The organism is Oceanobacter kriegii DSM 6294 (genome assembly GCF_000422845.1).
GTDB lineage: Bacteria > Pseudomonadota > Gammaproteobacteria > Pseudomonadales > Oceanobacteraceae > Oceanobacter > Oceanobacter kriegii.
This window is the reverse complement of record NZ_KE383931.1, coordinates 594628-609032: the sequence shown is the minus strand read 5'-3', so window position 1 is coordinate 609032 and position 14405 is coordinate 594628. Positions and strand designations below refer to the sequence as shown.

The 14405-nt window shown below is 53.2% G+C and carries 15 protein-coding genes; 13 read left to right on the top strand and 2 right to left on the bottom strand.

The features are described from left to right. Positions 1–137 precede the first annotated feature (137 nt). Positions 138–296 (bottom strand): hypothetical protein, encoded by a 159-nt coding sequence (locus tag G516_RS24900; RefSeq protein ID WP_169449552.1) that lies wholly within the window; start codon positions 294–296, stop codon positions 138–140. 779 nt (positions 297–1075) lie between these two features. Here G516_RS24900 and G516_RS25290 point away from each other — a divergent pair. Both G516_RS25290 and G516_RS24495 read left to right on the top strand, forming a co-directional pair. Further along, positions 1076–1468 (top strand): helix-turn-helix domain-containing protein, encoded by a 393-nt coding sequence (locus G516_RS25290; RefSeq protein ID WP_051219509.1) that lies wholly within the window; start codon positions 1076–1078, stop codon positions 1466–1468. Next, positions 1401–2432, top strand: coding sequence for a reverse transcriptase family protein (locus tag G516_RS24495; protein WP_084645117.1), 1032 nt, complete (start codon positions 1401–1403; stop codon positions 2430–2432). Before G516_RS25290 ends, G516_RS24495 begins: the two co-directional genes overlap by 68 nt. A 353-nt stretch (positions 2433–2785) precedes the next feature. Here the strand turns inward: G516_RS24495 and G516_RS22910 are convergent, their stop codons facing one another. Further along, on the bottom strand, positions 2786–3556 hold the full coding sequence (locus G516_RS22910; RefSeq protein ID WP_051219507.1) for an inositol monophosphatase family protein: 771 nt from the start codon (positions 3554–3556) through the stop codon (positions 2786–2788). Positions 3557–3700: 144 nt separating this feature from the next. Here G516_RS22910 and G516_RS0115990 point away from each other — a divergent pair, with 144 nt between their 5' ends. The 11 genes from G516_RS0115990 (at position 3701) to bamB (ending at position 14368) form a co-directional block, all read left to right on the top strand. After that, positions 3701–4588 (top strand): RNA methyltransferase, encoded by an 888-nt coding sequence (locus tag G516_RS0115990; protein WP_322785996.1) that lies wholly within the window; start codon positions 3701–3703, stop codon positions 4586–4588. 50 nt (positions 4589–4638) lie between these two features. Further along, positions 4639–5520, top strand: coding sequence for a serine O-acetyltransferase (gene cysE, locus G516_RS22905; protein WP_084645138.1), 882 nt, complete (start codon positions 4639–4641; stop codon positions 5518–5520). Positions 5521–5617: 97 nt separating this feature from the next. Continuing rightward, positions 5618–6100 (top strand): Fe-S cluster assembly transcriptional regulator IscR, encoded by a 483-nt coding sequence (iscR, locus tag G516_RS0115980; protein ID WP_028294492.1) that lies wholly within the window; start codon positions 5618–5620, stop codon positions 6098–6100. A 106-nt stretch (positions 6101–6206) separates the two neighbouring features. Continuing rightward, positions 6207–7364: an aminotransferase class V-fold PLP-dependent enzyme gene (locus G516_RS0115975; RefSeq protein ID WP_028294491.1), complete on the top strand. Its 1158-nt coding sequence runs from the start codon at positions 6207–6209 to the stop codon at positions 7362–7364. A gap of 152 nt (positions 7365–7516) precedes the next feature. Further along, entirely contained in the window at positions 7517–7942 is a 426-nt protein-coding gene (gene ndk / locus G516_RS0115970; protein WP_028294490.1) for a nucleoside-diphosphate kinase, read from the top strand. A 98-nt stretch (positions 7943–8040) separates the two neighbouring features. Beyond that, the gene (gene rlmN / locus G516_RS0115965; RefSeq protein ID WP_028294489.1) at positions 8041–9159 is read left to right on the top strand and encodes a 23S rRNA (adenine(2503)-C(2))-methyltransferase RlmN; all 1119 of its coding nucleotides are present in this window, start codon (positions 8041–8043) and stop codon (positions 9157–9159) included. A 12-nt stretch (positions 9160–9171) separates the two neighbouring features. Continuing rightward, positions 9172–9972 (top strand): tetratricopeptide repeat protein, encoded by an 801-nt coding sequence (locus G516_RS0115960; RefSeq protein ID WP_028294488.1) that lies wholly within the window; start codon positions 9172–9174, stop codon positions 9970–9972. A 26-nt stretch (positions 9973–9998) separates the two neighbouring features. Next, complete coding sequence (ispG, locus tag G516_RS0115955) at positions 9999–11120, top strand: flavodoxin-dependent (E)-4-hydroxy-3-methylbut-2-enyl-diphosphate synthase (RefSeq protein WP_028294487.1); 1122 nt, start codon at positions 9999–10001, stop codon at positions 11118–11120. Between the two features lie 22 nt (positions 11121–11142). Then, complete coding sequence (hisS, locus tag G516_RS0115950) at positions 11143–12423, top strand: histidine--tRNA ligase (protein ID WP_028294486.1); 1281 nt, start codon at positions 11143–11145, stop codon at positions 12421–12423. 62 nt (positions 12424–12485) lie between these two features. Further along, entirely contained in the window at positions 12486–13145 is a 660-nt protein-coding gene (locus tag G516_RS22900; RefSeq protein ID WP_051219505.1) for a YfgM family protein, read from the top strand. Next, a complete protein-coding gene (gene bamB / locus G516_RS0115940) occupies positions 13145–14368 on the top strand; it encodes an outer membrane protein assembly factor BamB (protein WP_028294485.1) in 1224 nt (407 codons plus the stop codon). The genes G516_RS22900 and bamB overlap by 1 nt, the downstream gene beginning before the upstream one ends. Positions 14369–14405 lie beyond the last annotated feature (37 nt).

Below are 14405 nucleotides of genomic sequence, written 5' to 3'. Positions count from 1 at the left end.
CAAGCTGCTCTTGCAGTAGAGTAATTGCAAAGCCTGACATCCACGAAAGCTTGGTAATTACTGAACGATAGGTTAATAAAAATGTCGCTGTGGTTTGTTCTGCAGCGCCATTTTTTGTGGCGATGTTCTGGGGAGGGTTACACAGGTTGACCAGAACAGCTCGCAGAAAAAACTGAAGAGTTCCAAGAGAGTTCCAGTAGCAAACGGATCTTGATGTATACATCACCGACGAACAGCCTGATCTCCAACGATAAGACCGTTAACGCAATGCCCCAGAGTCCAATTTCGAGTTTCATGACGTTCTCCTACGCGAAGTGACCAGATAGGTATAGCACCATCAAAGAAAAAACCTTATAAATCATATGCTTACAATCTACCATCGCAACTAAAACGTACCCGATACAGTTGCGATGTCGCATAGAACTAACATGTTCACTGCTTGTAGAACACCTCCACTTAGCTTAAAGCTAATAAATGTTTGCTCTCAGCTAAAAAATGGCTATACTAGTTTGCAGATTGGGTGATTCACCCGAATCGAGTTCTTTAAATTCGTCAACTCTGTAGATGCTAAGTCTCGGCTCTGTAACTTTAAGAGTCATAACTTACCGGCCCAAAGGAGTTCTGTACCCTGCTGACCTGTCACCGTGCTAACTCGTACTCGAGTTACCCAGTGATCTGGTAGGACGCAGTAAATCCAAGGGGCTGATGAGCTTGTTAACAGCTCGAAGATAAGGTCTGGGATTCCAACTCCCCTCTATTCTATGTCTGATCTGGCATAGCGACTTGGTATTGCGGTATTGGGGCTGACGCAACCGCGTCGCTAAACCAACAGAGAGGACAACATGGGTAACCATAGCGAAACAGTTGCGCTCCTAGAGCGCCTGAAAAGAGAACTTGATGGGAAGTTGGAATGTAGTACCACTAGAAAAGAGATAGATGATCTCCTTGTCGCATTGAAAGATGCGCACTACAAGGAGTTGTCAGATGCCAAAAGGCGGTCTCTTGCTAGTAATGCTCTGATATTAATTGGAGCTGTCGTCCGTAATCTGCCAGAGATCAAAGATTTCTTTGGAGGATGATAGTTGTGTTCGATAAATTGGTGCTACCACATGCTGAGGCCCCAGGCCTCAATCTTCGGATGATAAAATTTATGAACGTTGGTATTGCAATAGAAGAGTGTAGAAAGCTCAAAGGGATTACAAAGAGCAGTTTGGCCTCGCAAGCAGGAGTATCCCTTCCATATCTATCTCAGATAATCAATGGACAACGGGAGCCTAGCATAACCACTATTGATAAGATATCTTCCTCACTTGGTATACCATCTAGTCTCCTAGTATTTCTTGCAAGTGATGATTCTGAGTTAATTAGTGTTTCCAGTGAATTAAGGGATCAGATAAGGAATGTCGCAAAATCACTTATCAAAGAGTCTTCAGACACCTTTATTAGCACCCAAGTTTTCGGGAACTAGAATATCATCCGTAGAATCGCTATCTTTCGTATTAAAGACACCTATAGACGAACTAGTCAGCATTGCAGACACTTCCGAAAGTTACTATCGAATACACAAAGAAATCGAAAAACCAGACGGTTCCATTCGAAAAATATATAGTGTAAGAGAGCCTTTAAAAGGCATACAACGAAAAATAAATTCCCTCATACTAAAAAAGTGCAAATATCCAGAGTACCTCACCGGCTCTCTCCCGAACTGCACTCATATCAAAAATATAAATTTCCACGTTGGGCAAAAGACAATAATTTCTATTGATGCCACAAACTTCTTCCCCAGCATTAATGCATCTGATGTGATGAATCTATGGGCAGAATTCTTCAATTTTGAGAGTCAGACATCTACACTCCTCACACAGCTTTGCTCATTTCAAGGGGGCTTAGCTCAAGGCGCTCCTACATCCTCTTATATTTCAAACTTGGTTTTTTGGGATGTAGAGCCTCTAATAGTTCAAGAATTTCATAGAAAAGGATACATATACTCAAGATATGTGGATGATATTTGCATCTCCAAGAGCTCAAGAACAACAAAAGAAGAAAAAACATGGGCCATTAAAACGGCTCAGAAAGTTTTTATATCAAAGGGGCTTTCTATTAAAAGCCGAAAAACCAAAATTATGGAAAAGGGAAGCCGACAGGAGGTAAACAAAAAGACCATTCACAATGGAAAAGTTAACGCTTCCAAGGCCGACAAAGACAAAATACGGGCTGAGATTCATAACCTGAAGATAAGAATTGATAAAAACCTATTGCCAGACATTCCTTATGAAAAGCGTTACCTAAGCATAAGAGGGAAAATACTCTACTTAGAGAAGTTCAATAAAACAGCGGCTCAAAAACTTCAAAATCAACTGGATGAGTTGGTTGCTTATATAAAATCTAAAGGAGTTATCTGGAGGTCTCCAAAAAACAAATACATACCATAATAAAAGAACGACGCGATACGGGTGATCCCTTGTATCAATTGTTCTGGTTGAATAGCCCGGGTACCTCCCGGAGAAACTCTAATAATGAGTGGTACTAATCAGGGGGGTACACTCCCGCAGCGCACAAACAAGTCTCTCTCCAAAACTCCACCCACAAAAAAGCCCACCATTACGGCAGGCTTTTATGCAGGCTTTGCTGGTCGCAAAGCTGGGGTTCCCCGATCAGCTGCAGCAAATACATCAGGTTGGCTATCATGGCTGTCTCCTGAACAGACTGTTAGTAATCAGTCTGGTTCAGGAATTGCCGTTCAGCCAGCCGGGTTTTGCTGGTGGCAGCTGTCGTTCAGAACTTATCAGCCTTGCAGCAAGCTTTTCAGCAGGCGTGGGTTGCAGACGGCGATGTTTGCACCTGGCTTCAGCTGAGGCTGGCCAGTAATGTCAGAAACCAGTGCGCCAGCTTCGGAGGCAATCAGGCCACCGGCTTGCAGGGCAAACTCGTCGATGTTGCTCAGCAGGGCACCCTGGAAGCGGTCGGCGGCTACGTAGCACAGGGACAAGGCGTTAGAGCCAATGTTGCGAAGGTCGTAGCTGGTGCTCATCAGTTTCATCAGGCGTTCGCGCTGGGCATAGGCGTCTTCACCGACACCGGATGGCTGGGTGTAACCTACCATGGCGTCAGCCAGGGTGTTTACGTTACCAACACGGATACGACGATTGTTGGCTTGCGCACCACGACCACGGGAAGCAGTGAATTCGTCACTGTTCAGCGGGTTGGTAATGATGGCGTGTTCGGTTTTGCCGTTGATCTTGCAGGCAATGATGATGGCGAAGGTTGGAATACCCACGCGGAAGTTAGCGATGTCGTCGATAACACAGACAGACCATTCAGGCTGCTTTTCATCACCAGCGTTCAGACCGGTTTCGCGGCCTTTGTAGTTGTGTTCCGGGTAGGATTTTTTCAGATCAAAGATGATCGCTTTTTCCAGACCGATGGAGCAATCGGCGATGAACTTTGCTTTTTCCTGATCGGAGCTTTGTGAAGAATCAAAACGGTCCAGGCGGCGGACCAGGTCTTCACCGGCATTGCGTGCAGCACGCAGAGCCAGATTTACCATTGGCTGCATTTCGACAACTATCTCTTAAAGAACGGGGGAACAGGTAATTATATCAGGATAGTGGTGCGTGTCGATGCCTGTTTGATACACTTTCGCGCCTCGAATTATTTCGTCGATTTGTTTTTACCCTGCCAGCCACCGAAGGAAAGCCACTTGAGCGACCAGACACCGTCACCCGCTGCTGCCGAAGACGCCACCGTTACCCGTTTTGAAGGCATGAATCTGTTGGATGCCATCGACATTGTGATGGTGAACACCACGCACGCCGGCAATATTGGTGCAGCGGCCCGTGCCATGAAGAACATGGGCATTGGTCAATTGGTGCTGGTTGACCCGATTGCGGCAGTGGATGAAGAAGCTATTACCCGTGCCTCCCGCGCCGACGACATTCTGGAGCGGGTACGCATTGTGCCGACGCTGGAAGACGCCATTGCCGATTCTGTGTTGGTGGTGGGTACCAGCGCCCGTAGCCGTCATATTCCGTGGCCGTTGATGTCGCCACGCCAGTTGGGTGGCAGTGTGATTCCGGTAGCGCAGGCGGGCGGTCGTATTTCATTGGTGTTTGGGCGCGAGTCCCGCGGCTTGACCAACGAAGAGCTGCACCTGTGCCATGCCCATGTACACATTCCTACCGAAGAAAGCTTTTCTTCGTTGAACGTGGCGCAGGCGATTCAGGTGCTGTGCTATGAAATGCGTCTGGCAGCCATGGAGGCTGAACAGGCGCTGGGCGGCAATGTGCAGTCCGAATCGGCCCCGGTGATGGGGCAGCGTTGGGGCGTCGACTGGGATCATCCGCCAGCGACGCATAAAGAGTTGAACGGTATGATTCAGCATCTAGAACAGACGCTGGTTGATATTGGCTTCCTTGACCCCAATACACCGAAGCAACTGATGACCCGTATCCGTCGACTGTTTCAGCGCGCTGAACCGGATCGCATGGAAATCAATATTCTGCGTGGCATGTTTTCATCGGTTCGGCAGCAAGCCGACAAGTTGAAAGCCCGTCAGTCATCCCGGTCTGATGCTGACGACGCTCAGTAATCGCATCAACCAATCCACAGAAAGGCAGCAAGCAAGAGGAAACCGCCTTGATATTTAAACAACTGCGTGAAGATGTGGCCTGCGTATTCGCACGCGACCCGGCCGCCCGCAACACCTTTGAAGTGCTGACGACCTATCCGGGCGTCCATGCCATCCTGCACTACCGCATGGCGAATGCACTCTGGTGTCGTGGCTTCAAATGGTTGGCGCGTTTGCTGTCTACGTTCAGTCGTTGGGTTACCGGGGTAGAAATTCACCCGGGTGCTACCATTGGCCAGCGTTTCTTTATTGACCACGGCATGGGCGTGGTGATTGGTGAAACCGCAGAAATCGGTAACGACTGCACTCTTTATCATGGCGTTACCCTTGGCGGCACCAGCTGGAACAAGGGCAAGCGTCACCCAACCCTGCATGATGGTGTGGTTGTGGGTGCTGGCGCCAAGGTGCTGGGCCCGATTGTGGTAGGTAAGGATGCCCGTATCGGTTCCAATGCGGTGGTGACCAAAGCCGTGCCAGAAGGCGCCACCGTGGTGGGCATTCCGGGCCGTATTGTGCGTGTTAATGGCCAGAAGAAAGAAGTGCCAGCGGCGGCAGTACGTATGGCTGAGAAGCTGGGCTTCGATGCCTACGGTATGTCCAGCGACATGCCAGACCCGATTGCCCGCTCGATTCACAACATGATGGAGCATATGGAAGCGGTGGATAACAAAATTGACCGCATGTGCAAGGCCATGGGTGAAGCCGGTATTCACAACTGCGACGACGCCTTACCAGAATTGGCTCGTGAAGACTTTGTCAGCCTCAGTGATGTGGATGCGCAGGCCAATAAAGCAGCGACGGAGAAAGACGCGAATGTTGCCCGTGGTTCTGTTGCTGACAGTAAACACAGTTCCGACTCTGAAACAAAAGAGGCCGATGCTGACAAATTGTGATGCAAATACTGTGTAAAGAGACATGGATCAACGGCTTTAATGTTGACTGAATTGGTCGGAAATAAAGATAATCCCGACCAATTCGGAGGATTTTTCCATGCGACTGACAACCAAAGGCCGTTACGCGGTGACCGCCATGCTCGATCTGGCTATCCATGCTGAAGGCGGCCCGGTAAGTCTCAATGATATTTCAGGCCGACAGGGTATTTCCCTGTCGTACCTCGAGCAGCTGTTTGCCCGGCTGCGCCGCTGCGGTCTGGTGTCCAGTATTCGTGGCCCCGGCGGCGGCTATCAACTCAGCCGCGATCAGGACGCCATTAATGTGGCCGAGATCGTCGATGCCGTTAACGAATCCATGGATGCCACCCGTTGCCAGAAACAAGGCAACTGTCAGGAAGGCCTGGAATGTTTGACGCACCATTTATGGCTGGACCTGAGCGATCAGATTCACGACTTCCTGTCCGACATCACTCTCAAGCAGCTGATTGAACGCCGGGAAGTGCAGCAAACCGCCAGGCGTCAGGATGAACATTCTGCCAGCCGCATTGATGTCCTGTTATCCGACGCCGTAGGCAGTTAAGAACGACTCGCCTCGCTTTGCCGTGAGTTTTCACACGCGCAGAGCCGGGCCAACCGAATAACAGGCAGAGTGGTTACCCCTCTGCCTTTTTTGATTTGGAAGCACCATGAAAACCCTGTATCTGGATTATGCCGCCACCACACCGGTCGACCCGGCAGTCGCGCAAGCCATGACCGAATGCCTGACTCTGGATGGCAACTTTGCCAACCCGGCCTCCCGTTCCCATCGTTTTGGCTGGCAGGCCGAAGCGGCGGTTGAAAAGGCCCGTCGTCAGGTGGCCGACCTGTTGGGTGCCGACCCGCGCGAAATCGTCTGGACTTCTGGTGCGACTGAAAGCGACAACCTGGCATTGAAAGGGGTGGTGGAGTACATCCGCAGTCACAACCCTGAACAGAAGTGCCACATCATCAGCTCCTGCATCGAGCATAAGGCGATTCTGGACACACTGAAGTGGCTGGAAGGCCAGGGTGTAGACGTTACCTTGCTGAGCCCGGACGCCGACGGTCTTATCACACCCGATCAGGTACAAGACGCACTGCGTGACGACACCGTGCTGGTCACCCTGATGGCGGTGAATAACGAGTTGGGTACGGTGACTGATATCGCCGCTATTGGTGCGTTGTTGCAAAATCACCCCGCGTTACTGCACGTTGATGCGGCCCAGGCGGCGGGCAAGATTCCTTGCAATGTGAACGACTGGCAGGCCGATCTGGTGTCGTTGTCGGCGCACAAATTCTATGGCCCAAAAGGCGTTGGCGCTTTGTATGTTCGACGCCAGCCGCTGGCCCACGTCAGTGCCCAGATGCACGGCGGTGGCCACGAACGCGGTATGCGTTCCGGTACTCTGCCCACTCACCAGCTGGTGGGTATGGGCGAAGCTGCGGCACTGGTTACAGCACAGTTTGCTGAAGAAGAAGCCCGCATTCGTTCGCTGCGCGACAAGCTCGAAGCGGCCATGCTGGCGTTGGGTGGTGTGCATGTGAACGGTCACCCGCAGCAGCGCACCGCGGCCCATATGAACCTGTCTTTTGAAGGCGTGGATGGCGAAATTCTGCTGGCGTCGCTGGCGCAAGTCGCGGTGTCCTCCGGTTCGGCCTGTACCTCGGCCAGTGTTGAACCGTCGTATGTGCTGAAGGCCATTGGCCGTTCCGATGTGTTGGCTCATGCCGGTTTGCGCTTCAGTCTGGGCCGCTTTACCAGCGATGAAGACATCGACTTTGCCATCGAAACCGTTACCCGTGTGATCGGGCTGTTGCGAAAGTAAACGCTGGTTCAGGGTAATCTGCTGCAAAAGCGACACAAAGCGCCGGAAATACTGTGCCGGGTGTCATTTGGTGCGTACAACTTTGGTAAAAACGTGCGTATAATCCGCCGGATTTTTAACCCTGAATTCATTTATAGAATTGGAGCATACACATGGCTGTTGAACGCACGCTGTCCATCGTCAAGCCAGACGCAGTTGGCAAAAACGTAATCGGTGAAATCCTGGCTCGTTTCGAGAAAGCTGGCCTGTCCATCGTTGCCGCTAAAATGGTACGTCTGGACGACGAAAAAGCTGGCGGTTTCTACGCTGAGCACAAAGAGCGTCCTTTCTTCAAGGATCTGGTTGGTTTCATGACTTCCGGTCCTGTTGTTGTACAGGTTCTGGAAGGCGACAACGCCATCGCTCTGAACCGCGAACTGATGGGTGCTACCAACCCTAAAGAAGCGGCTGAAGGCACTATCCGCGCTGACTTCGCTCAAAGCATCGACGCTAACGCTGTTCACGGTTCCGACTCCGCTGCTTCTGCAGAACGTGAAATCGCGTACTTCTTCGCTGCAGACGAAATCTGCGCTCGCTAAGATCGGCTTGCCGTATTAGCTGATGAGGGCGGATTGCCCTCATCCTTCTTTTCAAAATCAACCTCTGCTGGGAAGCACCAAGCCAGGTAACTTGTTCGATGACCGAAGCCTCAGAAAAAATCAATCTGCTGGGATTATCCCCAACCAAAATGGAAGAATTTTTTGCCAGCATCGGCGAAAAGAAATTCCGTGCCCAGCAGATGCTGAAGTGGATTCATCAGTACGGCGAGGCGGATTTTGAAAAGATGACCAACATGGGCAAGGGCTTGCGTGCCAAGCTGGCCGAGATCTCTGAGATCGCCCTGCCTGAAGTGGTATATGAAGACTTCTCTTCCGATGGCACCCGTAAGTGGGTGATGCGCATGCCTGGCGGCAGCTCCATCGAGACGGTTTATATTCCTGAAAAAGAACGTGGCACCCTCTGTGTTAGTTCACAGATTGGCTGTTCGCTGGACTGTTCTTTCTGCTCCACCGGTAAGCAAGGCTTTAACCGCGACCTGACCGTGGCCGAAATCATTGGCCAGGTTTATGTAGCGGCGATGAGCTTCCACGAGCCAGGTGAACGTCGTGAGCGTCGTATTACCAACGTTGTGATGATGGGCATGGGCGAACCGCTGTTGAACTTCAACAACGTGGTCGACGCCATGAACCTGATGATGGACGACAACGCCTATGGCCTGTCCAAGCGCCGCGTAACCCTGAGTACTTCAGGCGTGGTGCCAATGATGGACAAGCTGGGCGACGTCACTGACGTATCGCTGGCGGTATCCCTGCACGCACCGAACGACGAGCTGCGTAACGAGCTGGTGCCGATCAACAAGAAGTACCCGCTGAAAGAGCTGATCGCGGCGACCAACCGTTATCTGTCCAAGCTGCCGGACCGTCGCAAGGCCACCATCGAATACACCATGATGGAAGGCGTGAACGACACCATGGAACATGCCGAGCAGCTGGCCGAGCTGATGAAGCAGGTGCCGTGCAAGATCAACCTGATTCCGTTCAACCCGTTCCCGAATTCCGGCTACAAACGCCCAAGTAACAATCGCGTGTACCGCTTCCGCGATCATCTGATCAACGAAGGTCACATCGTGACCATTCGATCGACCCGTGGCGATGATATTGATGCGGCCTGTGGTCAGCTGGTGGGTCGCGTTGCCGACCGCACCCGACGCAGTGCCAAGTACATCAAGGCTGTTCAACTGGATTCCAATCAATAAGGCTACTCAGGCATGAGACAACTCGGAAAAATCCTGCAACATCTGACGCTGTTCACCTTGCTGGCAGCGCTGACTTCCTGTGTGACAGTGACCGAAAGTCGATTGCAAAAGAACAAGGACCCGGAAAAAGCCGTCGAAAACTACACCCAGTTGGGTTACGGCTACTTGCAGAAAGACCGTCCGGATCTGGCTCGTAAACGCCTGCAAAAAGCACTCAGCATTGATGCCACCTACGCCCCGGCCAACGACGCCATGGGCCTGCTGTGGCAAAGCGAAGGGGAATTCGACCTGGCGGAAGAATTCCTCAAAAAAGCCGTTGCCTACGACAGCGACTTCAGCGCAGCCAAACACCACCTGGGCCGTTTGTACACTCAGCTGAAGCAATACCAGCAAGCCGAGGAATGGCTGAAAATCGCCGCTGGTGATCGTTACTACGAAGGCCGTGCCCGTGCCTACAACGACCTGGCGCGTAACTTCTACCTGCAAGGCATGCCGGTGAAGGCTACTGACAGCTACCGCCAATCCTTGCGTCTGGAACCATACAACGCCGAAGCGCTGGCCAATATTTCCACCTTGCTGTTTGAAGCCCAGCGTTACGACGATTCCAACAAATACTTCAACCGCCTCGACCGTATGGCTCAAGCGGGCACCCTCAAGCACACGGCGCACAGCGCCTGGCTGGGTATTCGACTGGCGACCATCTTCCAGAACATGGGACAAGTGGTTCGACTGGCGGCCATCCTCAAGCAGGATTATCCGAAATCGACAGAATATCGCCTGTATCAGGAGTCCCTCGCTGGGGCTCAGGGTTAAGGTTCAGGCACAAGCGAGACTGACAGATGCACTTTGAAAATCCGATCAAACGTCGTAAGAGCCGTAAAATCTGGGTCGGTGATGTGCCGGTGGGCGGCGATGCGCCTATCTCCATTCAGACCATGACCAACACCGACACGCTGGACGTGGACGCCACGGTGGCGCAAATCCAGCGTGCCCAGGATGCCGGTGCCGACATCGTGCGTGTGTCCGTACCTTCAATGGAAGCGGCCGATGCTTTCGGCAAGATTCGCCAGCAAGTGAACATCCCGCTGGTTACCGACATCCATTTTGACTACCGCATTGCCCTCAAAGTGGCCGATCTGGGCGCAGACTGTCTGCGTATCAACCCGGGTAATATTGGCCGTGATGATCGTGTGCGTGCGGTGGTTGATGCTGCCCGTCACAATGGCATTCCAATCCGTATCGGTGTTAACGCCGGTTCCCTGGAAAAAGAGCTGCAGAAGAAATACGGCGAGCCGACGCCTGCGGCATTGGTGGAATCCGCCATGCGCCACATTGATATTCTCGATAAGCTCGATTTTCAGGATTTCAAACTGAGTCTGAAGGCCTCCGATATCTTTATGACGGTGGCGGCTTATCGTCAGATTGCCAGCCAGATTGAACAGCCGCTGCATTTGGGCATCACAGAAGCCGGCGGTTTGCGCGGCGGTACTGTGAAGTCGTCCATCGGTCTGGGCCTGTTGTTGTGGGATGGCATCGGCGACACCATTCGTGTTTCGCTGGCGGCCGACCCGATTGAGGAAGTGAAAGTGGGCTGGGACATGCTGAAGTCCCTCAAACTGCGCTCCCGTGGCATTAACTTTATTGCCTGCCCAAGCTGCTCACGTCAGAACTTTGATGTGATCAAAACCATGAATGAGCTGGAAACCCGCGTTGAAGACATCCGCACCAATATGGATGTTTCCGTAATCGGCTGTGTGGTTAATGGCCCGGGTGAAGCAAAAGAAACCGACGTTGGTTTGGCCGGTGGTCAGCCTAACCTGATCTACATCGACGGCAAGCCTGCGACCAAGCTGGGCAATGATAATCTGGTCGATGAACTGGAAGCCCTGATTCGTCAGCGTGCTGCCGAGCTGGACGAACAACGCAAAGACATGATTGCAACCGACGCCTCTGCGGAATAAGCGGGTCGGCAAAGAGAAGAATATGAGCAAGAAAATCCAGGCCATTCGTGGCATGAACGACATCCTGCCAACCCAAAGCCCGGTGTGGCAGTACCTGGAAGGTACCGTCAAGGAGCTGCTGGCGGGCCACGGTTACAACGAAATTCGTATGCCTATCGTTGAACAGACCAATCTGTTCAAGCGTTCCATCGGTGAAGTGACCGACATCGTTGAAAAAGAAATGTACACCTTCGAGGACCGCAACGGCGACAGCCTGACCCTGCGTCCGGAAGGCACGGCGTCCTGTGTGCGCGCTTGTGAAGAACACGGCCTGCTGTACAACCAGACCCAGCGTCTGTGGTACACCGGCCCGATGTTCCGCCACGAACGTCCTCAAAAAGGCCGCTACCGTCAGTTCTACCAGATTGGCGTGGAAACCTTTGGTATTGGCAGCGCCGATATCGACGCCGAGCTGATCCTGATGACTGCCCGTTTATGGAAGCAACTGGGCATCGCCGATTCTGTTACCTTGCAGCTGAACACGCTGGGTTCCAACGACGCACGTGCGGAATACCGCGCAGCGCTGGTGGAATACCTCAGCCAGTTCAAGGATCAGCTGGACGAAGACAGCCAACGTCGTCTGGAAACCAACCCGCTGCGGGTACTGGATTCCAAAGACCCGAACACTCAGGCACTGTTGAAAGACGCGCCTCAGCTGCATGATCACCTGGATGAAGAATCCGCCGCCGATTTCGCCAAGCTGCGCGCCATTCTGGATGCCGCCGGTGTGGGCTATGAAATCAACCAGCGTCTGGTGCGCGGTCTGGATTACTACAACAAGACCGTGTTCGAGTGGGTAACCGACAAACTCGGTTCTCAAGGCACTGTGTGTGCCGGTGGCCGTTACGACGGTCTGGTTGAGCAGTTGGGTGGCAAGGCCACACCAGCGGTGGGTTTTGCCATGGGTGTTGAGCGTCTGATCCTGATGCTGGAAACCCTTGAAGTGATCCCGGCCGAAGTGCACCAGACGGTGGATGTTTATATCTGCGCGCTGGGTGAAGGCGCTGACCTGGCCGCCCTGCTGCTGGCCGACAAGCTGCGTGAAGACAACAGCTGGCTGCGCGTGCAAACGCACTGCGGCGGTGGCAGCTTCAAGAGCCAGATGAAAAAAGCCGACAAGAGCGGTGCTCGTTATGCGCTGCTGCTGGGCGAAACTGAACTGGCTGACGGTACCGCTGCAGTGAAAGACCTGCGTGGCGAAGCCGAACAGCAAACCATCCCGCAGGCCGAACTGGCGGCGTGGTTGGCAGACAATATGCTGTGATCGCTGAGGCGATCCGGCAACCAAACCTAAATTAAAAACGTTGGAAAAGGGGACGTCAGGCAATGACTGAACTGCGTACGGATGAAGAACAGGCAGAAATGCTGAAAAACTGGTGGGCAGAGAACGGCAAGAGCCTGTTGGCGACGGTCGTAATCGTTGCTGGCGGCTGGATTGGCTGGGATTTCTACCAGACCCAACAGCAGCAAACCGGTGAAGCTGCCGCACAGATTTATTCGCAGCTGACCGAGCAAGCCGCACTGGCCCAGTCGGGTTCCAACGTTGCTGCGCAACAGGAAGCAGTGGCATTGGCAGAGCAGTTGAAGAAAGACTTCGACGGTTCTACCTACAGCCAGTTTGGCTCGCTGTTCCTGGCCCGCTTCGCCGCCGATAACGGCGACATGGAAAGCGCTGCCAAGGAACTGCGTACTCTGGTCGACACTGCTGAAGCGCCGATCAAGTACATGGCCAAGGTTCGTCTGGCCAACGTACTGGTAGAACTGAACGACACTGACGCTGCCATTGCACTGGTCAGCACCGTGGAAGACCCTGCCTATGCTTCCCAGTACCTGGAAGTGAAAGGCGATGCGTTGTACCGCAAAGGCGATCTGGGTGCGGCTCGCGAAGCCTACCTGGCGGCGATCGATTCAGCTTCCGAGCTGGGTCTGGATACCCAGCCACTGAAGCGCAAGGCCGATTTCCTGGTTGCTGCTGAGGACGCCTGATGCTGATTCGCGCAAGCCTGCTGGCCGCAGCGGTACTGTTGGCTGGGTGTTCATCATCACCTGAGCAACCGCAAGACGACAGCACCGTAATCGATACCTCGGTGGACGTTGGCAGCAACGGCCTGTCGGTTGAATGGCGTACTCGCGTAGGGCAGGGTGTGGGTTCTCACTACACCCGTATTGCGCCAGCGGTGGTGGACGACAAACTGTATATTGCCAGCCGTAATGGCCGCATTGCCCAGCTGGAGCTGGCCAGTGGCGACACCGACTGGTCAATCACGCTCGACGATGACATCGGTGCCGGTGTTGCTGTGCAGGGCCAGTACCTGATTGTGGCAACCCGCAACGGTGTTCTGCACTGTCTGGATCGCAACAACGGCGAAGAAATCTGGCAAGCGCCATTGAGCAGCGAAGCCGTGTCTCCGGCCGGTTTTGACAGCAGCAAAGCCTACGTTCATACCATTGATGGCCGTATTTCTGCGTTTGACCTGGCAACCGGTGCCCAGCGTTGGTCCTATGAAACCGCCATGCCGATTCTGTCGGTGCGTGGTACTGCCAGTCCGGTGGTTGTTGGCGGAGTCGTGGTTACCGGTTTGGCCAACGGCAAGGTGGTTGCGATTGATGCTCGTTTGGGTGTTCCATCCTGGGAAAAGCGTCTGGCGACACCAGAAGGCCGTTCTGAGCTGGAGCGTCTGGTCGATTCCGACGGCACGGTTCAGGTCGACAACCAGCTGATTTACGCTGCCAGCTACCACGGTAAAATGGCCGCTTTGAGCGCATCCGGTGAAACCCGTTGGGAACAGGATGCCTCCAGCTACACCAGTCCGGCGATGGCATTGGGTAACCTCTACCTGACGCTGGACGACAGCTCTGTTCAGGCGTTTGATGTGTACTCCGGCAACCCGGTGTGGACGCAGAAAAGCCTGCAAGGCAAACAACTGGGCGCAGTTGAAGCATGGGATGGCAAGTTGGCCGTGGTCGATTCCGACGGTTACATCTACTTGCTGAGCCAAATTGATGGCGAGATTACATCGCGCTTGTCATTGGTTCCGAATGCACTGCACGTCAGCTACCCTAATCAGTCAGAAGCGACCCGGTGGCGTCGTCTGCGTGGCCAGCACTTCGGTGCCTACAGCCCGCTGAAAGCCACTGCGGAAGGCTTGCTGGTGTTCACCAACAACGGTGACATCATGCTGCTGACGCAGGACGATACAGACTCCTGATACACTGGGTTCAGCTGTCTGAATGTGTGGGGGAGCA

Coding starts and splice junctions, on each gene's coding strand:
- G516_RS25290 (WP_051219509.1), top strand. CDS start 1,076: ATGATAGTTGTGTTCGATAAATTGGTGCTACCACATGCTGAGGCCCCA.
- G516_RS24495 (WP_084645117.1), top strand. CDS start 1,401: ATGTCGCAAAATCACTTATCAAAGAGTCTTCAGACACCTTTATTAGCA.
- ispG (WP_028294487.1), top strand. CDS start 9,999: ATGCACTTTGAAAATCCGATCAAACGTCGTAAGAGCCGTAAAATCTGG.
- rlmN (WP_028294489.1), top strand. CDS start 8,041: ATGACCGAAGCCTCAGAAAAAATCAATCTGCTGGGATTATCCCCAACC.
- ndk (WP_028294490.1), top strand. CDS start 7,517: ATGGCTGTTGAACGCACGCTGTCCATCGTCAAGCCAGACGCAGTTGGC.
- G516_RS22900 (WP_051219505.1), top strand. CDS start 12,486: ATGACTGAACTGCGTACGGATGAAGAACAGGCAGAAATGCTGAAAAAC.
- G516_RS22910 (WP_051219507.1), bottom strand. CDS start 3,556: ATGCAGCCAATGGTAAATCTGGCTCTGCGTGCTGCACGCAATGCCGGT.
- bamB (WP_028294485.1), top strand. CDS start 13,145: ATGCTGATTCGCGCAAGCCTGCTGGCCGCAGCGGTACTGTTGGCTGGG.
- G516_RS24900 (WP_169449552.1), bottom strand. CDS start 296: ATGAAACTCGAAATTGGACTCTGGGGCATTGCGTTAACGGTCTTATCG.
- hisS (WP_028294486.1), top strand. CDS start 11,143: ATGAGCAAGAAAATCCAGGCCATTCGTGGCATGAACGACATCCTGCCA.
- G516_RS0115975 (WP_028294491.1), top strand. CDS start 6,207: ATGAAAACCCTGTATCTGGATTATGCCGCCACCACACCGGTCGACCCG.
- iscR (WP_028294492.1), top strand. CDS start 5,618: ATGCGACTGACAACCAAAGGCCGTTACGCGGTGACCGCCATGCTCGAT.
- G516_RS0115960 (WP_028294488.1), top strand. CDS start 9,172: ATGAGACAACTCGGAAAAATCCTGCAACATCTGACGCTGTTCACCTTG.